Origin of the sequence: Actinomadura chokoriensis (assembly GCF_039529475.1) — a bacterium.
In the GTDB taxonomy this organism is placed as follows: domain Bacteria; phylum Actinomycetota; class Actinomycetes; order Streptosporangiales; family Streptosporangiaceae; genus Spirillospora; species Spirillospora bangladeshensis.
In genome coordinates this window covers 760201-783456 of the sequence record NZ_BAAAMW010000002.1, presented here as the reverse complement: position 1 = coordinate 783456, position 23256 = coordinate 760201, and the positions used below count along the sequence as shown (strand labels likewise).

23 protein-coding genes are annotated in these 23256 nt (G+C 71.3%); 15 read left to right on the top strand and 8 right to left on the bottom strand.

Annotation, left to right across the window (positions count from 1 at the left end):
- The first annotated feature begins 112 nt into the window (after positions 1–112).
- The 4 genes from ABFX46_RS07790 (at position 113) to ABFX46_RS43430 (ending at position 4454) form a co-directional block, all read left to right on the top strand.
- Positions 113–2155, top strand: coding sequence for a DHA2 family efflux MFS transporter permease subunit (locus ABFX46_RS07790; RefSeq protein ID WP_346040651.1), 2043 nt, complete (start codon positions 113–115; stop codon positions 2153–2155).
- A gap of 110 nt (positions 2156–2265) precedes the next feature.
- Positions 2266–3399 (top strand): acetyl-CoA C-acetyltransferase, encoded by a 1134-nt coding sequence (locus ABFX46_RS07785; RefSeq protein WP_346040650.1) that lies wholly within the window; start codon positions 2266–2268, stop codon positions 3397–3399.
- A 68-nt stretch (positions 3400–3467) separates the two neighbouring features.
- The gene (locus tag ABFX46_RS07780; RefSeq protein ID WP_346040649.1) at positions 3468–4262 is read left to right on the top strand and encodes an enoyl-CoA hydratase-related protein; all 795 of its coding nucleotides are present in this window, start codon (positions 3468–3470) and stop codon (positions 4260–4262) included.
- A gap of 117 nt (positions 4263–4379) precedes the next feature.
- Positions 4380–4454 carry a hypothetical protein gene (locus tag ABFX46_RS43430; protein WP_428831226.1) on the top strand — a complete coding sequence of 25 codons (75 nt, stop codon included), beginning with the start codon at positions 4380–4382 and terminating at the stop codon, positions 4452–4454.
- Here ABFX46_RS43430 and ABFX46_RS07775 read toward each other — a convergent pair.
- Entirely contained in the window at positions 4446–4916 is a 471-nt protein-coding gene (locus tag ABFX46_RS07775) for a YcxB family protein (protein ID WP_346040648.1), read from the bottom strand. The genes ABFX46_RS43430 and ABFX46_RS07775 overlap by 9 nt on opposite strands.
- 109 nt (positions 4917–5025) lie before the next feature.
- Here ABFX46_RS07775 and ABFX46_RS07770 point away from each other — a divergent pair, with 109 nt between their 5' ends.
- The 7 genes from ABFX46_RS07770 (at position 5026) to ABFX46_RS07740 (ending at position 12592) form a co-directional block, all read left to right on the top strand.
- On the top strand, positions 5026–5820 hold the full coding sequence (locus ABFX46_RS07770; RefSeq protein ID WP_346040647.1) for an SDR family NAD(P)-dependent oxidoreductase: 795 nt from the start codon (positions 5026–5028) through the stop codon (positions 5818–5820).
- 100 nt (positions 5821–5920) lie between these two features.
- A complete protein-coding gene (locus ABFX46_RS07765) occupies positions 5921–7333 on the top strand; it encodes a hypothetical protein (RefSeq protein WP_346040646.1) in 1413 nt (470 codons plus the stop codon).
- Between the two features lie 22 nt (positions 7334–7355).
- Complete coding sequence (locus ABFX46_RS07760; RefSeq protein ID WP_346040645.1) at positions 7356–8222, top strand: glutamate ABC transporter substrate-binding protein; 867 nt, start codon at positions 7356–7358, stop codon at positions 8220–8222.
- Between the two features lie 10 nt (positions 8223–8232).
- The gene (locus ABFX46_RS07755; protein ID WP_346040644.1) at positions 8233–10404 is read left to right on the top strand and encodes a hypothetical protein; all 2172 of its coding nucleotides are present in this window, start codon (positions 8233–8235) and stop codon (positions 10402–10404) included.
- A 305-nt stretch (positions 10405–10709) separates the two neighbouring features.
- Positions 10710–11819 (top strand): ABC transporter substrate-binding protein, encoded by a 1110-nt coding sequence (locus ABFX46_RS07750; RefSeq protein ID WP_346040643.1) that lies wholly within the window; start codon positions 10710–10712, stop codon positions 11817–11819.
- A gap of 105 nt (positions 11820–11924) precedes the next feature.
- Complete coding sequence (locus ABFX46_RS07745; protein ID WP_346040642.1) at positions 11925–12293, top strand: type II toxin-antitoxin system RelE/ParE family toxin; 369 nt, start codon at positions 11925–11927, stop codon at positions 12291–12293.
- On the top strand, positions 12293–12592 hold the full coding sequence (locus tag ABFX46_RS07740; RefSeq protein WP_346040641.1) for a helix-turn-helix domain-containing protein: 300 nt from the start codon (positions 12293–12295) through the stop codon (positions 12590–12592). Before ABFX46_RS07745 ends, ABFX46_RS07740 begins: the two co-directional genes overlap by 1 nt.
- A gap of 191 nt (positions 12593–12783) precedes the next feature.
- On the opposite strand, the gene ABFX46_RS07735 is transcribed toward ABFX46_RS07740, so the two are convergent.
- The 5 genes from ABFX46_RS07735 to ABFX46_RS07715 all read right to left on the bottom strand — a co-directional run bounded on the left by ABFX46_RS07735 (position 12784) and on the right by ABFX46_RS07715 (position 14891).
- The gene (locus ABFX46_RS07735; protein ID WP_346040640.1) at positions 12784–13260 is read right to left on the bottom strand and encodes an HAD domain-containing protein; all 477 of its coding nucleotides are present in this window, start codon (positions 13258–13260) and stop codon (positions 12784–12786) included.
- A 29-nt stretch (positions 13261–13289) separates the two neighbouring features.
- Positions 13290–13490, bottom strand: a complete 201-nt coding sequence (locus ABFX46_RS07730) for a DUF397 domain-containing protein (RefSeq protein WP_346040639.1) — start codon at positions 13488–13490, stop codon at positions 13290–13292.
- A 49-nt stretch (positions 13491–13539) separates the two neighbouring features.
- A complete protein-coding gene (locus tag ABFX46_RS07725; RefSeq protein WP_346040638.1) occupies positions 13540–13740 on the bottom strand; it encodes a DUF397 domain-containing protein in 201 nt (66 codons plus the stop codon).
- A gap of 144 nt (positions 13741–13884) precedes the next feature.
- Positions 13885–14085: a DUF397 domain-containing protein gene (locus ABFX46_RS07720; protein WP_346040637.1), complete on the bottom strand. Its 201-nt coding sequence runs from the start codon at positions 14083–14085 to the stop codon at positions 13885–13887.
- Positions 14082–14891, bottom strand: coding sequence for a helix-turn-helix domain-containing protein (locus ABFX46_RS07715; protein ID WP_346040636.1), 810 nt, complete (start codon positions 14889–14891; stop codon positions 14082–14084). The genes ABFX46_RS07720 and ABFX46_RS07715 overlap by 4 nt, the downstream gene beginning before the upstream one ends.
- A gap of 168 nt (positions 14892–15059) precedes the next feature.
- On the opposite strand from ABFX46_RS07715, the gene ABFX46_RS07710 reads away from it, so the two are divergent.
- On the top strand, positions 15060–15515 hold the full coding sequence (locus ABFX46_RS07710; protein WP_346040635.1) for an ATP-binding protein: 456 nt from the start codon (positions 15060–15062) through the stop codon (positions 15513–15515).
- 30 nt (positions 15516–15545) lie between these two features.
- A complete protein-coding gene (locus ABFX46_RS07705; RefSeq protein WP_346040634.1) occupies positions 15546–16334 on the top strand; it encodes a hypothetical protein in 789 nt (262 codons plus the stop codon).
- Here the strand turns inward: ABFX46_RS07705 and ABFX46_RS07700 are convergent.
- Together ABFX46_RS07700 and ABFX46_RS07695 are read right to left on the bottom strand one after the other, a co-directional pair.
- Entirely contained in the window at positions 16276–17232 is a 957-nt protein-coding gene (locus tag ABFX46_RS07700; RefSeq protein ID WP_346040633.1) for a DUF1152 domain-containing protein, read from the bottom strand. The two genes, ABFX46_RS07705 and ABFX46_RS07700, sit on opposite strands and share 59 nt — an antisense overlap.
- 130 nt (positions 17233–17362) lie before the next feature.
- A complete protein-coding gene (locus ABFX46_RS07695) occupies positions 17363–19048 on the bottom strand; it encodes an LLM class flavin-dependent oxidoreductase (protein WP_346040632.1) in 1686 nt (561 codons plus the stop codon).
- Between the two features lie 163 nt (positions 19049–19211).
- On the opposite strand from ABFX46_RS07695, the gene ABFX46_RS07690 reads away from it, so the two are divergent.
- Positions 19212–20243 carry a CaiB/BaiF CoA transferase family protein gene (locus tag ABFX46_RS07690; protein ID WP_346040631.1) on the top strand — a complete coding sequence of 344 codons (1032 nt, stop codon included), beginning with the start codon at positions 19212–19214 and terminating at the stop codon, positions 20241–20243.
- Between the two features lie 57 nt (positions 20244–20300).
- Positions 20301–23180, top strand: coding sequence for a helix-turn-helix transcriptional regulator (locus ABFX46_RS07685; RefSeq protein ID WP_346040630.1), 2880 nt, complete (start codon positions 20301–20303; stop codon positions 23178–23180).
- The last annotated feature ends 76 nt before the right edge of the window (positions 23181–23256 follow it).

Below are 23256 nucleotides of genomic sequence, written 5' to 3'. Positions count from 1 at the left end.
CGCTGACCCCGCGCTGACCCCGCATCGCGTGCCCGCCGGGGCCGGGTGATGTCGTCCGGCCCCTGGGTAGATCCCCGCACGGACGCGGACCATCTCGGGCGGGGGCCAGGGCATGACGACGGCGAAGGACGCGGCGGCGCGGGACGAGCGGACGATGCCGAAGGGCCGCGACCTCTACGTCATCCTCGGCGCGCTCATGCTCGCCATGCTGCTGGCCGCGCTCGACCAGACGATCGTGTCGACGGCGCTGCCCACGATCGTCAGCGACCTCGGCGGGCTGAACCACCTGTCGTGGGTCGTGACGGCCTACCTGCTCGCCTCGACGGCGTCCACGCCGCTGTGGGGCAAGCTCGGCGACCAGTACGGGCGCAAGCGGCTGTTCCAGACGTCGATCGTGGTCTTCCTGATCGGGTCGGCGCTGTGCGGGCTGTCGCAGGACATGTTCGAGCTGATCGTGTTCCGCGCCCTGCAGGGCCTCGGCGGCGGCGGGCTGATGGTGCTCGTCGTCGCGATCGTCGGGGACGTGGTGCCGCCCCGCGAGCGCGGCCGCTACCAGGGGCTGTTCGGCGCGGTCTTCGGCGTGTCCAGCGTGTGCGGCCCGCTGCTCGGCGGCTGGTTCGTGGACAACCTGTCGTGGCGCTGGGTCTTCTACATCAACCTGCCGATCGGCGTGCTGGCGCTGATCGTGATCGCCGCCGTCCTGCCCGCGACCCGCGACCGCGAGCGGCACCGCATCGACTACCTCGGCACGCTGCTGATCGTCGGCTGGGCGGTCGGGCTCGTGCTGATGACGACCTGGGGCGGGACGCAGTACGCCTGGTCGTCCGCGCCGATCATCGGCCTCGCCGCGGGGTCGGTGCTGCTGATCGCGGTGTGGCTGCTGGTCGAGCGGCGCGCCGCCGAGCCGGTCATGCCGCCGGCGCTGCTGGTGAACCGGGTGTTCGCGCTGGGCGCGGCGATCAGCTTCGCGGTCGGCTTCGCGATGTTCGGCGCGCTGACGTTCCTGCCGATCTTCCTGCAGATCGTGCACGGGGTGTCGCCGACGCTGTCCGGGGTCTACCTGCTGCCGATGATGCTCGGGATGCTGGCCAGCTCGATCGGGTCCGGGCAGCTGATCACGCACTTCGGCCGGTACAAGATCTTCCCGGTGCTCGGCACGCCGATGATCGCGCTGGCGCTGTACCTGCTGTCGGGGCTGGACGAGACGTCCTCCACGCTGGAGATGAGCCTGCGGTTCGCGCTGCTGGGGTTCGGGCTGGGGCTGGTCATGCAGGTGCTCGTCATCGCCGTCCAGAACGCCGTGTCCTACGAGGACCTCGGGTCGGCCACGTCCGGGGTCACGTTCTTCCGGCAGATCGGCGGATCGTTCGGGGTCGCCGTGTTCGGCTCCATCTTCAGCAACCAACTCGCGTCGCACATCGAGGGCTTGGCGCGGGTGCTGCCGCCGGGGTTCGATCCCGCGGCTGTGCAGGGGAACCCCAAGCTGCTCGACAGGTTCCCCGCCGAGGTCAAGAACAGCGTCCTGCACGCCTATGCGCAGTCGATCGACTCGGTGTTCCTGTGGGCGGTGCCGGTGGCGGCGGTCGCGTTCGTGCTGACGTGGTTCCTGCGGGAGGTGCCGCTGCGGGCCAGTTCGCAGACGCCCGACTACGGCGAGGGCTTCGGCGCGGCGCCGACCGTCCGCTCGTCCAGGCACGAGATGGAGCGGGTGCTCAGCGAACTCATGCGCCGCGACCCGAAGGCGCGCGAACTCTACGACCGCCTGGCCCGCCTCTGCGGGGTGGCGCTGCCGGCGGGCAGCGTGTGGGCGCTGTGCCGGATCGCCAAGGACGGCACGGTCGCCGGGCGCGACCTCGCCGACCGCGCCGGCGTCACGGTCGGGGAGGGCCGCCCGTACGTCGACCGGCTGGTCACCGCCGGATACGTGAAGCGGCGGGACGGGACGCTCGCCATCACCGCGTCCGGCAGGGGCGTCGCCGAGAGGCTCTTCGCCGCCCGCCGCGAGGGACTGTGCCGGCACGTGGACGGCTGGGAGCCTGAGGAGCATCCCGAACTGGCGGACGTCCTGACGCGGCTCGCCGAGGCGTCCCTCGGGGACGACGAGGACGGCGGCCTCCTCCGGACGGAGCCCGCGGGCGCCACCCGTAGGGCGTAGCCGGAGACTCAGCTCACATGGCGTTGCGCCATGATGGATGTAATCTCATACTGACTAACCGAATCTCACTCGGTTTCGGGACGGAACCAACCCCACCCATTGGAGGCGTAGTGGCCGAGGCGTACATCGTCGGCGCGGTCCGTACCCCCGTCGGTACCAAGAAGGGCGCCCTGAAGGACGTCCACCCCGCCGACCTCGGGGCCCACGTGCTCAAGGAGCTCGTGAACCGTACCGGCGTCGACCCTTCCGCGGTCGAGGACAACATCATGGGCTGCGTCATGCAGGTCGGCCCGCAGGCCCTCGACATCGCGCGCACCGCGTGGCTGTCGGCGGGGCTGCCGGACACCGTGCCCGGCGTGACCATCGACCGGCAGTGCGGGTCGTCCCAGCAGGCGATCCACTTCGCCGCGCAGGGCGTCCTGTCCGGCACGCAGGACCTCGTCGTCGCGTCCGGCGTCGAGCAGATGGCCAAGGTGCCGATGGGCTCCAGCATCGTCAAGGGGCTGGACTTCCCCTTCGGCGAGGGCTGGGCCGAGCGGTACGGCATGCAGGAGATCTCCCAGTTCCGCGGCGCCGAGCTGATGGCCGAGAAGTGGGGCTTCACCCGCGAGGACCTGGAGAAGTTCGCGCTGGAGAGCCACCAGCGCGCCGCCAAGGCCATCGAGGCCGGCTACTTCGACCGCGAGATCGCCCCGCTCGCCGGGCTCTCCAAGGACGAGGGCGCCCGCCCCGACACCACGCTGGAGAAGATGGCGGGCCTGAAGGTCCTGCGCGAGGGCGGCGTCATCACCGCTGCCGTCGCCTCGCAGATCTCCGTCGGCGCGTCGGCGCTGCTCATCGCGTCCGAGGAGGCCGTCAAGCGGCACAACCTCACCCCGCGCGCCCGCATCCACACCCTCGCGGTGTGCGGCTCGGACCCGGTCTACATGCTGACCGGCCCGATCCCGGCGACCGAGAAGGCGCTGGCCAAGTCCGGCCTCAAGATCGACGACATCGACGTCTTCGAGGTCAACGAGGCGTTCGCCCCGGTCCCGATGGCGTGGGCGGCCGACACCGGCGCCTCGCTGGAGAAGACCAACCCGAACGGCGGCGCCATCGCGCTCGGCCACCCGCTCGGCGCGACCGGCGGCGTCCTCATGACCAAGCTCCTGCACGAGCTGGAGCGCACCGGCGGCCGCTACGGCCTGCAGACGATGTGCGAGGGCGGCGGCCAGGCCAACGCCACGATCATCGAGCGTCTCTGACGACCCCGTAGTCTGCCCCTGGAGCCGCGCGCTCCAGGGGCGGACGCGGTTCGAGACCGGGAAGAGGCATGTACGAGACGATCATCTACGCGGTGGACGAGCGGATCGCCCGCATCACGCTGAACCGCCCCGAAGCGCGCAACTCGCTCAGCGACCAGATGATCGGTGAACTCCTGGACGCCTTCGACCGGGCCAAGGGCGACCCCGAGGTTCGCGTCATCGTCCTGACCGGCGCGGGCGACAGGGCCTTCTGCGCGGGTGCCGACCTGGGCGGCCTGGGCAGGGCCCAGGCAGACGGCCGCCCCCTGGCCGACGCCTCCGCCATCCGCGAGAGCGCCCCGTTCCGCCTGTTCACGGCCTTTCCCCGGCTGGGCAAGCCGATCATCGCCCGCCTGGCCGGCCACGCCGTCGCCGGCGGCCTCGGCCTCGCCGCCGCCTGCGACCTCGTGATCGCCGCCGACGACGTCAAGCTCGCCACCCCCGAGGTCGACGTCGGCCTCTGGCCCATGATGATCATGGCGATCATCAACCGGAACGTCGCCCCGAAGCACGCCTTCAAGCTCTACTACACGGGCTCCCGCATCACGGCCGCCGAGGGCCGCGACATCGGCCTGGTCACCGAGGTCGTCCCGCGCGCCGACCTGGACGCCCGCGTGGACGACCTGGCCCGCGTGATCGCGTCCAAGAGCCCCGTGGGCCTGAGCCGGGGCCGCGACGCCTTCTTCGCCATCGAGGGCCGCCCCCTGGAAGACCAGGTCGCCCACCTCCTCGGCGAACTGGTGACCCTGAGCACCACCGAAGACGCCAAGGAGGGCATAACGGCCTTCCTGGAGAACCGCCCCCCGAACTTCCAGGGCCGCTGACCCCTCACCCGCCCCGGAGCCCGAACTCGGCCGTGACGCGGCGCGTGACACTGGCGGACGTGGAGGTGTGAGTGGCTTTCCTATACCTCGGGCTGGTACCTGCACGTCGCCCCGTCCATGGACGTGGGCATCGCCGGTCTGCGGCACGACCGGCGGACGGTCGTCATCCTGGCCATCACGGACTCAGACTGACAGCCGGGCACTGAGAAGCCCGTCGATCTCCGCCTGCTGAGCGGCGTCGAAGGCGCCCTTGGGGAGGAACGCGGCGGGGTATTTGCTCTGGTAGAGGAGCCAGAATTCTTCGGTCGTCATGACCTTGGAGAACATCGACCAGCGCATCATGGTCGTGGACGTGTCCGTGTGGCATTCGTAGCCGTCGTCCGTTATCCGCACTGTCGTGGGGACGCAGAGGAACGCGAACTGGTGCCGGACCCGCCTGCGCAACCAGAAGGACCCCGCGAGCGGCCCCAAGACCGATCCCACCAGCAGGGCGATGGCCAGACCCGCATCGCCGACGGCGAAGCAGACCGCCGCACCCACGACCAGGACTGACGCCACGACCGCGTAGATGGTGTTGAGCTGGCTCCTCAGGCCGCGCTGGAAGGCCCGTGCCACCTCGTCCGGGGCGGGTTCGTATCTGATCGTGATGTCCACAACGCTGCCTTCGTCCGAATGCCGATCATCATCCTCAGGCCCGCCCGCCCCCGCAACCTCCGGGCGCCGTCCGCGAAGAGTGTCGGTGGCGGTGTCTAGTGTGCGCTCCATGGACCTCGGGCTTGCGGGACGGAGGGCACTGGTCACGGCGAGCAGCGGCGGCATCGGCGCGGCGGTCGCGGGTCGCCTGGCCGCCGAAGGCTGCGCGGTATTGGTGCACGGGCGTGACGGGCCGCGTGCGACGGCGGTCGCGGACGGCATCCGCGCCTCGGGCGGCGAGGCCGAGGTCGTGCTGGGCGACCTCACCGGCGACGAGGCCGCCGCCGAGGTCGCTGAGCGGGCCAGTGAATGGCGGGTGGACGTGCTCGTCAACAACGCCGGCCCGTTCGTCGAGCACGACTGGGATACGGCCGAGCCGTCGGACTGGCTGGACGCGATGAACGGCAACGTCGTCTCGGCGGTGCGGTTGATCCGCGTCCTCGCGCCGCCGATGCGCGAGCGCGGCTGGGGGCGGATCATCAACGTGGGGAGCCGCGCCGCGACCACGCCGCTCCCGAACATGGTCGACTACTCGGCCGCGAAGGCCGCCGTGGTCAACCTGACCACCGGTCTGGCCCGGCACCTCGCCGGGTCGGGTGTCACGGCGAACACCGTCAGTCCCGGCGTGATCGTCACCGCGGGCATGCGCCGCATGTTCGAGGACCGCGCCGCCGCTGAGGGCCGCCCCGCATCGTGGGACGAGCTGGAGCCGCAGATCCTGGCGGAGTACGCACCGAACCCGAGCGGACGCCTCGGCACCGAGGACGACATCGCCGCCGCGGCGGCCTTCCTCGCGAGCCCCCTGGCCGGCTACATCAACGGAATCGATCTGCGCGTGGACGGCGGCATCACGTCCGTCGCGTGAGCGAGAGGAGGCCGGTGGACGATCTTGCCTGGGCCGGCGGATTCCCCTAAGACTGAACGTCTGCCCCCGGAGCCCCCCGGCGAAGGAGAAGAACCGAGCCGTGCCCTCCAAGCTCTTAGGTCTCCGGACCGTCGCAGGCCGTGTCCGGGCCCTGGCCGCTCTGGTGCTGGTGGCGCTCGCCGTGCTGCTCACCGTGACGCTCACGGGAGTCGGGGACGCGCGGGACGGGCTGCGCGCGCTGGGCCACCGGGAAGGCCCCATGGTGGTCGCCACCAGCGACATGTACCTCGCGCTCGGCGACATGGACGCGCAGGTCACGAACGTGCTGCTCACCGGCGGCGAGGACGGCTGGCTGTGCGACCCGGAACAGGGCTGCGAGCGCAGCGGCGAGCGGTACGCCTACGACATCCGCCGCGAGGACGCCCAGCGGGCCGCGCTGCAGGCCGCGCTACTCGCCCGCGACGACCCGGAGCGGCTGCGGACCGTCCAGGCGGTGCTGGACGGGTTGCACGCCTATGACCAGAACGTCCAGGCGGCGATGGAGTCCGGGCGGCGGCGGGACGGCCCCGTCGGGACGCTGCCGCCGGAGGGCGTCCGGCGGTACCGGGCCGCGACCGACCTGATGACGCGGAACCTGCTGCCGAAGGCGTACAACCTGACCCTGGACGGCGCGGCCGACGTCGACACCGCGTACCGGGACGAGCACGCGGCCGTCCGAGCGGGCCGGCTCCGGGTGCTGGGCGCCGGGGTCGCGCTGCTGGCCGCGCTCGCGAGCCTGCAGGTGTACCTGGCCCGCCGCTTCCGGCGCCTGCTGAGCGTCCCGCTGGCGGCCGCGCTCGCCGGTGCGCTGGTGCTGACGGTGGCGGGGGCGTCGCTGCTGGCCACCGAGGCCGACCACATGCGGGTGGCGAAGACCCGGGGCTTCGACCCGACGCTCACCCTCACCCGGGCCCGCGCGATCGGCAAGGGCCTGGACACAGACCGGGCCCGCCAGCTCCTCGACCCCGCCCAGGCCGACCGCTACGACCAGATGTACCTGGAGAAGTCGCAGACGATCCTCTACATCAGGGGCGCGACGAGCCTGGCGGCCTACTACCGCGAACTCGACCAGCGGGTGGCCCGCGCGACCCGGGACGGCGGAACCGTGGACTTCGGCGGGTTCTACGGCACCCGCGCACGCCGCACCGACGACGCCGGCGGCCTGCTCGCCGACTACCGCCGGTACCAGGACCACGACCGGGCCGTCCGGACCCTGGCGGAGGGCGGTGACCGGCTCGCCGCCGTCCGCGCCCATCTGGACCCGGACTGGGCGCCCCTCCCGCACCCCGCATTCCGCGCGCACGACCAGGAGCTGGACGCCCGGATCAGCCATCACGACTTCCTCCGCGCGCGCGGCGTGGCCGACGGCGACCGCGCCCTCGGGCCGTGGACCTGGCTGCCGCCCGTCGCGGCGCTGGCCATCGCCGCCCTCGTCGTGGCCGGGGTGTGGCCGCGCCTGTCGGAGTACCGCTGAGACCGAGAGACGGGAGCCGCACGTGCAGCACGCCGCCCGCAGCACGCTCACCCTCGCCGCGACGGCCGTCCTCGCCGGGCTGGCCGTGCTGGTCCTGGTGGTGACCGTGGTGACGGCGCCGCTGGTGGACGGCGCCGGCGCGCCGCCGTCGATCACCGACCGCGACCGCCTGGTGATCGGGGTCAAGGACGACCAGCCGGGCCTGTCGCAGCGCACGCGCGACGGCTCGTTCGCGGGCTTCGACGTCGACGTCGCGACCTACGTGGCAGGCCGCCTCGGCGTCGCGCCGGAGGACCTGACGTTCCGTCCGCTCTCCTCGGACGAGCGCGAGAGCGCCCTGCGCCGCGGCACGGTCGACATGGTGGTCGCGACCTACTCGATCACGCCCGAACGCAAGGACCAGGTCACGTTCGCCGGGCCGTACTACGTCGCGCACCAGGACATCCTCGTCCGGCAGGGGGAGCGCGCGATCCGGACCGTGCGCGACCTGCGCGGCAAGAAGCTCTGCCAGGTCGCGGGGTCCAACTCATGGCGCCGCGTGACCGAGGAGCGCAAGGTCGCCGCCACGCTCGTCCCGGCCGGTTCCTACGCCGCCTGCGTCGAGGCGCTCGCCGCCGGACGCCTGGACGCCGTGTCCACCGACGACCTGATCCTCGCCGGGTTCGCCGCGACCACCGGCTCGCGCGTCGCCGTCGTCAACGCGCCGTTCTCGGACGAGCGGTACGGCATCGGCCTCCCCGAGGGCGACCTGGAGGGCTGCCGCGCCATCAACCGCATCCTGACCGGCATGTACCAGAACGGGGCCGCCGAAACCCTCCTCGGCCAGTGGTTCACCACGTCGGGCCTCGACATGACCATCACCGTCCCCCAGTTCGAGGGCTGTTCCTGAGGACGCCGCGATGCCCGATCCCGACCCCCGGTTCGGTGAACTCGGCGAGGCCGAACGCCGGCTCGTCGAAGCCGCCGCCACCGGCGCCTGGGCCGACGTCCGAGCCGGCGCGCAGGCCGACCGCGTCGTTCGCGCCGACCTGCTGGCCGAGCTGCTGACGGGCGAGCGGGCGCCGGAGGGGCGGCGGCCGAGGGCGGTGAAGCTGCGCGGCGCGCGCATCGCCGGCGCGCTCGACCTGGAGGCCGCCGAACTGGCCTGCCCGCTGCTCCTGGACGGCTGCGGCTTCGATACGGCGATCGTGCTCAGCGAGGCGAGCGCCCCGTCCGTGCGCCTGCCCGGCTGCCGCGCCCCCGCGCTCATCGCCGACCAGCTGCGGACCACCGGGAACCTGGAACTGGACCGGGGGTTCACGGCCGCGCGGATCCACCTCGTGGGCGCCGACATCGGTGGAACCGCGGATCTCAGTGATGCCGTGCTGCGCGCCCCGGGCTCGACCGCACTCGTCGCGGACGGCCTCACCGTCGCCCAGGACATGGTGTGCCGGAACCTCACCGCCCACGGTGAGATCCGCCTGCCGGGCGCTCACGTGCGCGGCGTCCTGACCTTCGACGGCGCGACCCTCGCCAACCCCGGCGGACGCGCACTCACCGCCGACGGGTTCACCGTCGAGCAGTCGATGCACTGCCGGGACGGTTTCACCGCCCACGGCGAGGTGCACCTGCGCGGAGCCGTCATCAACGGCACCCTGGCCCTGGACGGAGCCCGCCTGGACGCCCCCGGCGCCGACGCGCTGGCCGCCGCGCGCCTCACGGTCGGCCACGACGCCTTTTGCCGCGGCCTGTCGGCACACGGGGAAGTGAGGCTCCCGGGTGCGCGCATCGGCGGCCGACTCGATCTGACCCGCGCGCACCTGACCGCTCCGGGCGCCGCCGTGCTCACAGCCGACCGCCTCGCCGTTGGCGACGGTGTGCTGGCCGAGGGCTTGACGTCCGATGGGGAGACCCGCCTCACCGGCGCCCGTATCGGCGGGACGCTGGTCCTGGCGGGGGCCCGCCTGTCCGCCCCGGGTGCACGGGCGCTGAACGCCGAAGGGCTCACCGTCGACCAGGACCTGGACGCGACCGGCGGCTTCCGCGCCGAGGGCGAGGTCCGGCTCGTCCGTGCCCGGATCGGCGGCGCGCTGAACCTCGACGACGCCGTCCTCGCCGCCCCCGGCGGCCGGGCGCTGACCGCCGACTCGCTCACGATCGGGCAGTCCGCGTACTGCCGCCGCTTGTCGGCCGAGGGGGAGGCCCGCCTCATCGGGGCCGCGATCGGCGGAGTGGCCGACTTCAGCGGAGCCCGGCTCGCCGCCCCGGAACGGCGCGCGCTGTACGCGGTGCGGCTCAGCGTCGGCGGTGACCTGATGTGCCGCAGAGGGTTCACCGCCGAAGGCGGACTCCAGTTGTCGGGTGCTCGCGTGGCCGGGCAGATCGACCTGACCGACGCCGTCCTCGCCGGGGCCCGCCACCAGGCGCTCGACCTGACGGCGGCGGCCGCGCAGGCGCTCATCCTGCGTCCCCGGCAGGTCCCCGAAGGCATCGTCGACCTCACCGACACGCAGGTCGGAGCCTACGAGGACGACCATCGAACCTGGCCCGCGACGATCCTGCTGCGCGGCTTCACCTACGGCGCCCTGACCGGCGAGGCGGACGTCCGGGCGCGGCTCCGCTGGGCGTCCCGCCACCGCGGCGGCTACACCCCGCAGATCTACGACCAGCTCGCCGCCGCCTACCTCCGCGCCGGACACGAGGTGACCGCCCGGCGGGTCGCCATCGCCAAGCAGTGGCGGCGCCGCACGGTGCTCAGCCCGCCCGGCAAGCTGGTCAACTGGCTGCTCTACCTGACCGTCGGCTACGGCTACCGGACCTGGCTCGCCGCCCTGTGGCTGGCGGCCCTCGCCGCCCTCGGCACCCAGCTCTTCGCCCCCGACCAGATGACGAAGGCCGCGACCACGGCCCCGCCCTTCAACGCTCTCGGCTACACCCTGGACGTCCTGCTCCCCATCGGCGATCTCGGCCAGCAGAAGGCATGGCGACCCGACGGCGCCGCCCAGTACTGGTCGTGGGCCTTCATAGCGGCCGGCTGGATCCTGAGCACAGCGGTGGTGGCCGGCCTGACCGGCATCCTCAAACGCAACTAGCGACCGTGAGGCGGTTGCCGCGCGCCACTCGTCCGTACACGACGTCCGGCCGTGCAGGCGTTCGACCGTGGGACACCTGCGAGTGTCCGCCCCCGACAGTGCGTGGGCGATCATGTGCGTATGCGTATCGGGGTGATCGGGGTAAGCGGAGGGCTGCACCCGGCGGGCCGGGCCCGGCGGGCGAGCGGTCGCCGGCCACACGCTCCTTCGCCGAGTGACGCCCCCGCAAGGGACGAGTCCACCGGCCCGTGGCCCCGAGAAGCCGCCCTACATCGGGCGAAGGTCGGACGGGAGGCGCCAACAGCATGAACACTCCACTGCAACCGGAGGTGGAGCGGTCTGACGGGGCGTCCGTCCAGATCGGCGCGCTCGTTCCCCTGACCCGTCCCGGCTGGGTCGCGGCGGGCCGGCACCTGCTCGCCGGACTCGAACAGGCCGTCCGCGACGTCAACGACGCCGGCGGGGTCGCCGGAAGGTCACTCGAACTGGTGGTCAGGGACACGGCGGCCGATCCGCAGAGGGCCGCGGCGGCCGTGGAGGAACTGGCCGGCCTGGGCGTGGCCGCCTTGGCGGGGGAGTACCACAGCGTCGTCGCCCGCGCCGCCGCCGCGCAGGCCGACGCGCTCGGCCTGCCGTTCCTCTGCTCGTCGGCGGTTCTCGACGCGCTCACCGAGCAGCCGACGGAATGGGTCGCGCGCCTCGCCCCGGCGCAGTCCCGCGGCTGGCGGGTGTACGCCGACTTCCTCCTCGATGCGGGCCACAGAAGAATCGCCGTGGCAGCCCAGCCGAGCGTCTACTGGGCATCGGGGACCCGCATCCTTCGGGACCATCTCGCTCCACGCGGCGGCACCATCATCGAACTGGACATGGGTGCGCTCACCCCCGCGGCCATGTGCGCCGAACTCGCCGAAAGCCGCGCCACGGCCCTCCTGCTTCTGGTCGGCCATCCGGAACCGGCGGTGTCGATCGTCAGGGCCGTCCGCCGCGACCGGCGCCTTGCCGGTGTCATGATCGGTGCCCCGGCCGGGCAACCGGAGTTCGCCGAATGGGCGACGCTGCTCGGCGGCGACGGCGCCGCGATCCCGTTCTTGCGCTACCTGCCCGACCGCCTCACCCCGCTTGGCGTCCGAGTCGAGGCGGCCCTCCGCCAGCGGCTGGCCGAAGCGCCGTCGTTCGTCGCCTTCGAGGGCTACGACGCAATCGCCGTCCTCGCCGACATACTGCGGTCGCACGGCACTGACCGGACGGGCATCGCCGAATCCTGGCAGCACGTCGCAGCCGAAGGCACTCGCGGCCGGATCGAGTTCTCCCGCACGCCCGGCATCACCGTCCGCCAATGGACCTGGTCACCAATCCAAGTCGCCGACCGAGACCCGGCGAACCCCGCCCACCTCCGAACGCTCCACACCACCTGACCGACCACGAAGCCCACCGGCCCGATCGCTCGCGGCCTCGCGCTGATCAGGGCTGGACAGGCGCGCGTTTGGGGCTTACCGTCGATGGTATATATCATTCATCGTATGTTCGAGATCGAGATGGAGCCTGAGGTCGTCACGTGGCTGGACACGCTGACATTCGCCCAGTACCAGCGCGTCATGCGCAATGTGGACGACTACTTGGTCGACCGAGGTGACATGCTCGATGGAGACCACACCAAAGCATTACGCGACGGCGTCCGTGAATTGCGTCTACATCTGGAGGACACGGCCTGGCGAATCACGTACTGGCTACCGACTGGGCCTGGCCGCTTGATCGTGCTATTGACGGTGTTTCAGAAAGTTCGCAACGATGCGCAACCACGGGACGTGGAGCGGGCGGTGAACGCACGACGGGTCTGCGAGTCGTCCCACACAGGACCAGCAGACCATGTCTACGAGAGGAGTGAGTGATGGCCGGGCACAGCAAGTGGAAGCTCGACCGCGAGCGGCGGTTGCGTGAGGGGCTGTCCAGCCACCCCGAGTATGAACTGGCCGGACTCGACCTTCGGCTGGGCGACATGGTCCGCGAGCGCCGTGTGGAGCTGGGGCTCACCCAGGCAGAAGTGGCCGCCCTCGCAGGAATCACGCAGCCCGCGCTATCGCGCATCGAAGGCGGTGGAGGAGTGCCAACGCTGGCGATGCTGGACCGGATCGCCAAGGCCATGCACACAACGTTCACGATCACCGTTGGTGAGCACGAAGCAGCCTGACCTCAGCGGCCTCGGCCCTGTGGCAAGTCGGCCGGGCAGCCACTGCCGCATTCCCACCTTCGTCCGACCTCGGCAGATGCCCTGCGGGGAATGACCGGCGTTAGAGATCGCCGGCCTTGATGTGGGCCACGAGTCCGGCCAGGGTGCCATGCGTCCGGCGGGACGTAGGGCTGTCGGTTGGGGACCGATGCTCAGAGGTTCGTGGCCCAAATTAGAGCACGGTCGATCGATTGAAGGGTGAGGCCGGTCGAGGGGGTGACCGGGATGAGCAAGGTGGGCTCGGGACGGTTGTCGGCCCAGGTACGGGCTTCGGGGGTGTGGAGGTCGTCGATCCAGGCAGCGGGCCGGTTATGAGCAAGCTGGGCGATGAGCTTGACCTTGTCTCTGGGGTGGAACGGGGCGGGTGGCATGGTGAGGACGGCCAGCGGAGCGATGCCGAGCAAGGGGGCCAAGAGACGGTTTGCGTCGTCATTCCAAGCGGTCGCCCACGTGACGTCGAAGACGCCGGCGAGTTCTGTAATCCAGATGCCATGGGCGTGGTTGACCAGAACGGGCTCGTCGTCTTCCGGGAACAGGTGATGCTCGGTGAACCCCTCCGGACGGCGCGTGAAGCCGTAAGGGTTGAGCACTCCGTCGACGTCGAGAAGGAGCAGCGGCCGCATCACCATCCAAGTTTCCCCGAGGAGCTTGGGCTGGGCTATCGGTCGAGCTGACCGGTCTTGATGCGCTCGAGCAGTCTGGTCAGTACGTCCCGCCCCACGTGGAGGACTGGGCCCTCAGGTTCGGTGCTGTCACGCACCCCCACGGTGGCGTGCAGGTCGGCGACTTCGACGCAAGTGTCCCCCTCCTGGCTGCTGCGGCTGCTCTTGCGCCAGGTGGCGCGTGGTTCGTCCTCCATGGGCTCTCCGCAATTAGACGCTGGTGGGCTATAAGACGATGTTCGGCTGCTATCTGTCGATATCGCCGGTCTTGATGCGGTTGAGGAGCTCAGCCAGGACATCTCGTCCGAACCGCAGCATGGGCCCGAGGGGGTCGGTGCTGTCGCGGATGCCGACGGACCTGTCAAGGGTGGCCAACTCGACGCACTGTCCGCCCTCCTGGGTGCTGTAGCTGCTCTTGCGCCAGCGGGGGTGTGGTCCGTCCTTCATGGGCTCTCCGGTGTTGGACGTGCTGGGCTGTACGACGATGTTCGGCCTTTGGAGGGCGGATGGCGAGGGTGTAGTGCGTCGCTGAGCGGCCGAAAAACGGGAAAAGCCCCCTCCGGAGAGGGGGCCTTGGTTGCCGGGGGACGACTATCGGTCGAGTTCGCCAGACTTGACGCGCCTGAGGAGTCCGGCCACGGCATCCCTTCCGAACTGGAGGACCGGACCATCAGGGTCGGTGCTGTCGCGGACCCCGACTGTGGCGTTCAGGTTGGCGAGTTCGACGCAGGTTCCGCCCTCCTGGCCGGTGTAGCTGCTCTTGCGCCAGGCGGCGTCTCTCAAGTCCTTCACAAGCCCTCCATCACCTCTCGGATCAGAGCCTCGGATGCCACATCTGTCATGGCCACGCTGCTGATGAGGTCCCATAGCTGCCGGAGTTGTTCCACTTGGGAGCTTAGTTCGATCACGCGGCTGGTGCCGCCTGCACCTTCGACGAATCCGATCTCTGGCTCGTCGGGGCGAGAGAACAGTGTGAAACCACTCGAAGGGTAGACCTGAGCGTCATGAGGGACCACCTGCATGGTGATGTTGGGTTCCCGCAAGAGCTCCAGAAGCCGAGCGAGCTGGACTTTTGTTGTCTCTCTGCTGCCGACGATTTTTCGGATCGTTGATTCCTGCATCAGAACCACTATCCAGGGCGGCTTCTCTCTTTCCAGTACTTCCTGACGCCTCATGCGTGTGGCAACCGCCTGGTCAAGGGCGCCTGAACGCTGGCCTGGACGGAGTACGGCGCGTGCATAGTCCTCTGTCTCGAAGAGGCCGGTCACGGCGATGGGCTCGTAGACGCGGACGGCGTTGGCGGTGCTTTCCAGTTCGGCGTAGGGGCGGAAGAAGACGGGGATGCCCTCCTTGGCGGCTAGGGGCTGGAGCTCCTGGAACTGTTCGTCCGTGCCGAAGTGGGCGTCGAGGAGTTCGGCGAGCTGGGGGGACGGGGCCTGGGCGGCGGTCTCGACCTTGGAGATGGTGTCGTGCGAGTAGCTGACCGCGTCCGCGAGTTGGGCCTGGGAAAGTCCGGCTTTGTCCCGAAGCTTCCGGAGCTTTGCCCCGAATAGTGCGGCTGCCGACTCGGTCGGGTCGAGGCGCTTCCGATTCACCATGAGTTGACCTCCGGAAGTATCGAGTTGGGTAAAGCCGGTCCCACTTCCGACAGTAGTCGACACGTCACACGATGTGTGCTCAATCACATGCATCGAGCGACGGGAGTGGCGGGCGAAATGACCGGGCGGCGGCAGCACAGGGGCGGGAAGTTCGACAAAACGGACTCTTTGGTTCGAGTCGAAAAGACGGCGGTCGGGCCGTGGGCGTTGCGGCGCGGATTCCTGGCGGCGCCGGAGGTCGTCCAGCAGGGGCGGCTGATCGTCGAGTCGCAGGCGTTGCAGTGGGGGCTGGCCGAGGAGACGGTGCAGAACGCCGTGCTCGTCGCCTCTGAGCTGCTCACCAACGCGGTGCGGGCCACGCCCGGGCGGCCGGTGTCGCTGCGGCTGGCGCTGGCCGGGGACGGGCTTCGGGTCGAGGTCTGGGACACCTCGCCGGCGCGTCCGAAGGCGTCCGCGCCAGATCTTTCGATGCCGGAAATGCCGGTGCCGGACGACGTGCCCGACCCCGGTGGGTGGGGGCTGGGCATTGTCGAATTCCTCTCCGAGGAGCACGGCGTTAGGGCGGAGTTCGAGGGGAAGAGCGTGTGGGCCCTGCTGAAAGCGGAGTTCCGCCGGCCGGGGTGAGGTTCGCGCGGGCGCGGGAAGGGGGGCGGTGTGGGGGACTGGTTCACGCGGGAGATCGCGGACACGGGGCGGCTCCGGCTGTTCTGCTTCCTGGTGGCTTTCATCGGGGGGTTCCTGTTCATCCGGTTCAGCGTGCGGATGATCCGGCGGCAGGTGCGGTGGTGGCCGGGAAACGTCACGCCGGGCGGGCAGCACATCCACCACGTGGTGTTCGGCCTGGTGTTCATGTGCGTCGGCGGGGTGAGCGGGCTCGTCGTCCAGGACGGCTCGTCCGGGCTGGCGGTGGCGGCGGCGGCCGTGTTCGGGGTCGGAATGGCACTGGTGCTGGACGAGTTCGCCCTCGTCCTGCACCTGGAGGACGTCTACTGGAGCGAACAGGGCCGCCTGTCGGTGGAGGTCGTGTTCATCACGATCGCGCTGTGCGGCCTCCTCCTGCTCGGCCTGAAGCCCCTGGGCGTGAACGACGTGGCGGGGGACGGGCTGTGGGTGATCGTCGCCGTCATCGTGTTCGACCTGTGCGTGGCCGTCGTCGCGCTGCTCAAGGGCAAGCTCTGGACGGGGCTCATCGGCGTGTTCGTCGGTGTGGTCGCCATCGTGGGGGCCGTCCGGCTGGCCCGGCCCGACTCGCCGTGGGCGCGGCGGAGGTACCCGCCCGGGTCGCGGAAGGAGCGGCGGGCGGTGGTGCGCGAGCGGCGGTACCGGCGGCCCGTTCAGCGGTTCGGCGACCGGCTGAGCGACGTCATCGCCGGACGGCCGTCCATCAGTGCGGGTACTGGCGGGGCGGACGAGGACGGATCCCGTCGCGGAAGGACGCGATGACCGAGCTGATCTGGCGGATGACCCGCGTGCCCTCCAGCCGGTCGAGGTAGAGGGAGCGGCGGGCGAGGCCGTCCAGGTCGACGGCGAAGTACATCGCCATCAGCGGGTTGATGAACAGTTCACTGCCGCGCGTCCGGCTGGTGAAGTGGACGTCGCCGAACTGGCCGCGGACGGCGGCGGCGATCGAGCCGTTCACGATGCTCGGGTACGACGGCGTCGCCGCCCGCGCGTGCTCGACGGCGTCCAGGTAGAGGAGGGCCTCGCGGCTGTCGCGCGGGATGGAGAGGGCGCCGAGGTAGGAGCCGTCGTCGGCCAGGGCGGCGAGGTTCTCCAGGACGTCGGTGTGGTTCACGCCGTGGTAGGCGTCCACGCCGAAACCCAGGCAGACGACGATCTTCTCGGGGACGTCCAGGCCGTGGACGGCGGCGAGGCTCGCCATGTCCTCCTCGGGTGTGCCCAGGCCGGACTCGTCGCCGCGCATCAGGATGTCCGTGCCGCCGTCCACGAGGACGATCGCGTCCAGGCCCAGGCGGTCGGCCAGGTACTGGTACGCCTCGCGGAGCGGCTGCACGCCCAGCTTGGGGAACGCGTAGACGGTGGACGGGAGGCCGTGGGCGTCGAGCCAGCGGGCGAGCGCGCCCTCGGGGAAGTAGTCGTCGCGGCTGGGGGTGTCCGGCGTCACCGCGGCGACGTCCGTCTCCAGCCATGAGTCGGACGGCAGGCCGTAGAGCGAGCTGAACGACAGGTTCGCCAGGTGGACGTCCTTGCCGTCGTCCATGAGGGAGAGGGCCAGGGGCAGACCTGCGTAGACGTCGAATCCGCCGCCCGCGCCCGCGACGAGGACGCGCTGGGCCTTCTTCAAACGGGTGAACAGCGGGGGTTCCTGGAGGGAGAACACTCCGTGACGGTACGGCATCGCCGGTGGGTCTGATCGAGGTTTTTCGCCGGGGCGCGAACTCTTGCGGGGGGTGTGGACGTCTGACTATGTGGTGGCCGTGGTCATCGGGGGACCACGGCCACCACCAGCCTCAGTACGGGGACGGGCCGCCGAACATCTCGCTGAGCCGCGGCGCCAGGTCGAAGCTGCCGCGCAGTTCCAGGCGGCCGTCCATGAGCAGGGTGGCCGGGTTGGCGTCGCCGGCGAGGATCCGCAGGAAATCCGCCGTTTTCACGATGAGGGTGAGGGCGGGGTCGCCGGCCGGTCCGGGATGGGCGCGGGCCCGGTTCTTGCCGAGGACGAGCGTCCATGTGGTGCGGGTCAGGTGGAACTCCAGCTCGCCCGTGAAACCGCCCGCGGCGGACGGGTCGTAGGCGCGCGCCATTCCGGCGAAGAACAGGCGCTGCGCGCTGGGGCCGAAACGGCGCTCGATCTGCTCGTCCGTCCGGCCGTGGACGAGTTTGTAGAAGCCCTGCCGGAACCGTCTCCGGCTCGCGGCCCGGACCTCCTCGCGCAACGGGCGACGCGAACGGCTCGCGCGGGCGACCTCCGCCTCCTCGTCGATGCGGTAATCGGGCGGCGCCGTCCGGGCGGGATCGCGGCGGGCGAGGGCGGCCTCGATGGCGGGGGCGAGCCGTTCCGCCTTGGCGGCCTCGCGCTCCTCGCGCCCTTCCGTGAAATGCGGCAGGACGGCCGTCCCGAACAGTTCGAGCGACTCGCAGATGTGCTCGTGCTCGTTCGGCCCCGACTGCAGGACGAACGAGATCTGGTCGACGCCGACCGCCTCGTACCGCCAGATCAGGTCGATGACCTGCGCGGGCGTCCCGACGGCGCCGCGCAGCGAGCCGACGTTGACGTTCAGCGTCCCGGCGTTCGCGATGATCTGCTCGCGCGAGAACCCGCGGGCCTCCCTGCGCTCCGCGAATTCGTCCCACACGTTCGTGCGCCCGGGGTCGTGCGGCGTGGGGCCGTAGTAATGCGCGAGCGCGTACGCGAAGAAATGCGCGCCGTCGATGCCCCGGTCGATGGCCGTCGCCTCGTCCTCGTGCAGCATCATCGGCAGTACCACCGACACGTTCGGATTCACCGCGAAGCCCGCCGGAACACATTCGTCGGAGGCGAGTATGCGGTAGTACTCGTCCACCCATTTCCCGGCGTCCTCGGGTTCCACGAACGAGAACGACAGCGCGCCGATCCCGTTGCGCGCCGCGAACTGGATCGTCTCCCGCCGCGAGCACGCCACCCACAGCGGCGGATGCGGCCTCTGCACGGTCTTCGGCAGCACGTTCCGCGGCGGCATCTGGATGTATTCGGACGACCATCCGGCGAACGGCTCCTCGACGAACATCCTGGTGATGGCGTCGATGGCGTCCTGCCACTGGGCGCGCTTCTCGGAGCGCCGCACCCCGAACCCGCCGAGTTCGGCGCTGGAACTCGCCTCGCCCGTCCCGAAGTCGACCCGCCCGTTCGACACGAGGTCCAGCGTCGCGATGCGCTCGGCGATCCGCGCCGGATGGTTGACCGCCGACGGCAACTGGACGATCCCGTGCCCGAGCCGGATCCGCTTCGTCCGCTGCGACGCGGCGGCCAGGAACACCTCGGGCGCGGACGAATGCGAGTACTCCTCCAGGAAGTGATGTTCCACTGCCCACAGGTAGTCGAACCCCACCCGGTCGGCGATCTCCACCTGATCGAGCGCGTCCTGGTAGAGCTTCAACTCCTCCCCGGCGTCCCACGGCCGCGGAAGCTGGTGCTCATAGAAGAGTCCGAAGCGCATGGCGTCACCTCTCCCTGCTGCCCGGCCAGCCTCTCCCGCGTTGGACATCGAGTCAACAGTCCGGCCGTGCGCGCGCGTCGGGGTGGTGACCAAGCGCTCGCTTGACGAGGTGCGGGGGTGGGCGGCACGGTGTGGGCGTCGGCTCGCCGAGTGAGGGAGTTCCATGGCGCCGTTGGACGGACTGCGGGTTCTCGATCTGACGATGTGGCGGCCCGGGCCGTACGCGACGCAGCTGCTCGCGCAGCTCGGCGCCGATGTGATCAAGGTGGAGCCGCCCGGCGGGGAGCCGATGCGGATGTTCGGCGACCATTTCGACGTCCTCAACCGGCACAAGCGCAGCATGGTGCTCGACCTCAAGTCGTCGGACGGGCGGGCGACGCTCATGGGCCTGGCCGAGAGCGCCGAGGTGTTCGTCGAAGGGTTCAGGCCCGGTGTGGCCGAGCGGCTGGGCGTCGGGCACGAGGTGCTGCGGGGACTCAATCCGCGGCTCGTCTACTGCTCCATCTCCGGATACGGGGCGGAGGGGCCGCTGCGCGACGTTCCCGGGCATGACATCAACTACCGGGCATATGCCGCTTCGCTCGCGCCCGACGCCGTGTCCCCGGAGGCCGACGAGCTTCCGATCGCCGACATGTCGGCCGCCACGATGGCCGCGTTCGCGATCACCGCCGCCGTGCTCAAGGCCCGCGCGACCGGGGTCGGCGACCGCATCGACCTCGGCATGGCGGACGTCCTCGCGCACTGGGTCGGCACCGTCCCGGAGGCGACGCACCGGTCGGGCGCGGGGCCCGTCCCCGGCTACGGCGTCTACCCGACGAAGGACGGCCGGAAGATCACGCTCGGCGTCGTGTCGGAGGAGCGGCTGTGGGCGGCGTCCTGCCGCGCGCTCGGCATCGAGGAGCACGCCGGCGTCCCGTTCATGGAGCGGCTCGGGCGGATCGGCGAGCTGGACGGGGCCGTGGCCACCGCAGTGGCGAAGCTCACGATGGCGGAGGCCATCGAGCGGCTGACCGCCGCCGGCGCCCCCGTGGCACCCCTGCTGTCGCACGCCGAGATGCTCGGCCTCGACCACTTCAAGCAGCGCAGAATCCAGGAGGAGGGGCCCGTGCGGATGAGCGTCCACCCGCCGCTCCCCGAGGGGGCCGTCGCCGCGTTGGACGAGCACAAGGGCCAGTCCTGGCGTCTCACGCAGTGAAATTCAGGTGGGATTGCCGTACCCGTTTGGCATGCTTGTGACGTGAACGTGCGTGCGATGAGTCCGGTTCTGGTCGGCAGGGCGGTGGAGCTGGGGGAGCTGCGGGACGCACTCGCCGCCGCACCCGGGGCCGTACTCGTCGGCGGCGACGCGGGGCTCGGCAAAACGCGCCTGATCAGGGAGTTCGCCCGGTCCGTCGAGGGGCAGGCGAACGTCCTCGTCGGAGGCTGCCTGGAGCTCGGCTCCGACGGCCTGCCGTTCGCGCCGTTCACGACCGTCCTGCGGGGCCTCGTGCGCGACATCGGCATCGAGGGGATCGCCGAGCTCGTCCCGCGCGGTGACACCGGCAGCCTCGCGCGGCTGCTGCCCGAGTTCGGGGAGCCGGAGTCGGACGCCGCGTCGGGGGAGGAGCGCGCCCGCCTGTTCGAGGTCGTGCTGACGCTGCTGGAGCGGCTGGCCGAGAAGGGCCCGGTCGTGCTGGCCATCGAGGACGCGCACTGGGCCGACCGCTCCACCCGCGACCTGCTCGCCTTCCTGGTGCGCAACCTCGGCGGCGGGCCCGTCCTGATCGTCCTGACCTACCGGACGGACGAGCTGCACCGCACCCATCCGCTGCGGCAGCTGCTCGCCGGGCTGGAGCGGCTCGAACGCGTCCGCCGGGTGGAGATCGGCAAGCTGACCCGCGCGGACGTGTCCGCGCTCGTCGCCCAGCTGCTCGGCCACAGCCCGCCGCCGGGGCTCGTCGAGCGGATCGAGGCCCGCAGCGAGGGCAACCCGCTGTTCATCGAGACGCTGCTCGACGACGACGGCGAGCTGGCGTGCGAGCTGCCCGAATCGCTGCGCGACCTGCTGCTCGCCGGCGTGCAGCGGCTCCCCGAGGAGACGCAGGACGTCCTGCGCGACGCCAGCGGCGGCAGTACGCGCATCGAGCACGCGCTGCTCGCCGCCGTGTCCGGGCTCGACGACGCCGCGCTCACCCGCGTGCTGCGTCCCGCCGTCGCCGCCAACGTCCTCGTCGTCGACGGTGACGGCTACGCGTTCCGGCATGCGCTGATCCGCGAGGCCGTCCACGACGACCTGCTGCCGGGCGAGCACACGCGGCTCCATACGCGCTACGCCGAGACCCTGGAGAACGACCCGTCGCTCGTCCCCGCAGGGCGGTTGTGGGTCGAGCTGAGCTACCACTGGAAGCAGGCCCACAACAGCACGTGGGCGCTCGTCGCGTCCTGGCGCGCCGCCGGTGAGGCGCGCAAAGCGCTCGCCTACGCCGAGTGCCTCGCGATGCTCGAACGCGTCCTCCAGCTCTGGGAGCGCGTCCCCGACGCCGTGGAGCGCATCGGCGCCGACTACGCCAAGGTGCTCGTGGACGCCGCGACCGCCGCCGACCAGGCCGGCGAGTACGACCGCGGCATCAAGCTCGTCACCGCCGCGCTCAAGGAGATCGAGCCGGCCGACGGCGGGCGCGACGACGACCGCCGGGCGATGCTGCTGGTGCTGCGCGGGCGCATGCGGAACCAGATGGTGCGCCCCGGCTTCGTCGAAGACCTGCGCGAGGCGGTGCGGGTGCTGCCGGCCGACCCGCCGACCGTGCTGCGCGCCAGGGCCCTGTCGACGCTCGCCAACTACGTGCGCATCACCTCCGGCATCGCCGAGGCGCGCGACGCGGCGCAGGAGTCCCTGGAGATCGCGCGCAAGCTCGGCGACCCGGTCGCCGAGGCCGAGGCGCTCATCACCCTGTTCTGCGCCGACCTCGACTACGGGTGGGAGGAGGGCCTCGCCGAGGTCGAGGCCGCCGCCGACCGGGCCGGCAACCATCCGGTGCTGCTCCGCTACCACGTGATCAAGTCGCATTTCCTGGAGGGCGTCGGACGGCACGCCGAGGCCGCCGCCGTCGCCGCGCACGGCAAGGAACTGGCCCGCGAGTACGGGGTGGCCCGCACCCAGGGCACGTTCCTGTGCATCAACCAGGCCGAACCGCTGGTCTCCCTCGGCCGGTGGGACGAGGCCATGGCCGTGATGAACCAAGCCCTGGAGCAGGACCCGGCCATCACCACCCGGACCTGCCTGCTCGTCCTGACCGGGTGGGTGGCGCTGGCCCGCGGCGACCTGGCGACCGCGCGGCAGCGGCTCGGCATGTCCAGCGAGATCAAGAAGCTCAAGGTCACGTGGCTGAAGACGCAGGACTACTTCAGCACGCTGTGGCTGGAGGCGAACCTCGCGCTGGCGGAGGGGCGTCCCGACGCCGCGCTGGACGCGGTGCGCCTCGTCCTCGACCATCCGGGTCTGCCCGACGACGCCCGCTACGCGTGGCCCGTCCTGACTGCGGGCGCCGCGGCGTGCGCGGAAGTCGGCGGCGCCGCCGCCGGTGAGCTGCGGCGGATCGAGGAGCGCGCCGCCGGGCTCCGCTCCACCGGGCCCCTCCAGCGCGCGCACCGCCTCACGTTCGCCGCCGAGCTGGCCCGCGCCCGCGGCGTCCTCGACCCGGCCGCCTGGGACGAGGCCGCCACCGCGTGGGAGGGGCTCGGCAACCCCTACTACCGGGCGGGGGCGCTGCTCCGGTTCGCCGAGGCCGCGCTCGCGAGCGGCGACCACGACGCGGCGGCGTCCGCGCTGGGCACCGCCGACGACCTGGCCGCGGGCCTCGGCGCGAGGCGGCTCGCCGAACGGGCCGCCGACCTGCGGCGCCGCACCCGGGCGCCGCGCCGAGGCGACGCCTCGGCGCCGCTCGGGCTGACGCCCCGCGAGTTCGAGGTGCTCCGGCTGGTCGCCGAGGGGCGCAGCAACCGCGACATCGCCGAGGCGCTGTTCATCTCGGTGAAAACCGCCAGCGTCCACGTGTCGAACATCCTCGGCAAGCTGGACGTGGCAAGCCGCGGCGAGGCGGCCGCCACCGCCCACCGCCTCGCGCTCTTCGCCGCCCCGAGGACACCGGCGTGATTCGCGGCGGGGGACCTCCCCTCCCGGGTCCCCCGCCCCGAACCGTCGGACCACACGGGAACTACGTGGCCGGCCG

Excerpts from the sequence above, each read along its gene's own strand:
- ABFX46_RS07790 (WP_346040651.1), top strand. The coding sequence starts at position 113 with ATGACGACGGCGAAGGACGCGGCGGCGCGGGACGAGCGGACGATGCCG.
- ABFX46_RS07780 (WP_346040649.1), top strand. The coding sequence starts at position 3,468 with ATGTACGAGACGATCATCTACGCGGTGGACGAGCGGATCGCCCGCATC.
- ABFX46_RS07770 (WP_346040647.1), top strand. The coding sequence starts at position 5,026 with ATGGACCTCGGGCTTGCGGGACGGAGGGCACTGGTCACGGCGAGCAGC.
- ABFX46_RS07755 (WP_346040644.1), top strand. The coding sequence starts at position 8,233 with ATGCCCGATCCCGACCCCCGGTTCGGTGAACTCGGCGAGGCCGAACGC.
- ABFX46_RS07750 (WP_346040643.1), top strand. The coding sequence starts at position 10,710 with ATGAACACTCCACTGCAACCGGAGGTGGAGCGGTCTGACGGGGCGTCC.
- ABFX46_RS07745 (WP_346040642.1), top strand. The coding sequence starts at position 11,925 with ATGTTCGAGATCGAGATGGAGCCTGAGGTCGTCACGTGGCTGGACACG.
- ABFX46_RS07740 (WP_346040641.1), top strand. The coding sequence starts at position 12,293 with ATGGCCGGGCACAGCAAGTGGAAGCTCGACCGCGAGCGGCGGTTGCGT.
- ABFX46_RS07735 (WP_346040640.1), bottom strand. The coding sequence starts at position 13,260 with ATGGTGATGCGGCCGCTGCTCCTTCTCGACGTCGACGGAGTGCTCAAC.
- ABFX46_RS07730 (WP_346040639.1), bottom strand. The coding sequence starts at position 13,490 with ATGGAGGACGAACCACGCGCCACCTGGCGCAAGAGCAGCCGCAGCAGC.
- ABFX46_RS07725 (WP_346040638.1), bottom strand. The coding sequence starts at position 13,740 with ATGAAGGACGGACCACACCCCCGCTGGCGCAAGAGCAGCTACAGCACC.
- ABFX46_RS07715 (WP_346040636.1), bottom strand. The coding sequence starts at position 14,891 with ATGGTGAATCGGAAGCGCCTCGACCCGACCGAGTCGGCAGCCGCACTA.
- ABFX46_RS07695 (WP_346040632.1), bottom strand. The coding sequence starts at position 19,048 with ATGCGCTTCGGACTCTTCTATGAGCACCAGCTTCCGCGGCCGTGGGAC.
- ABFX46_RS07690 (WP_346040631.1), top strand. The coding sequence starts at position 19,212 with ATGGCGCCGTTGGACGGACTGCGGGTTCTCGATCTGACGATGTGGCGG.
- ABFX46_RS07685 (WP_346040630.1), top strand. The coding sequence starts at position 20,301 with ATGAGTCCGGTTCTGGTCGGCAGGGCGGTGGAGCTGGGGGAGCTGCGG.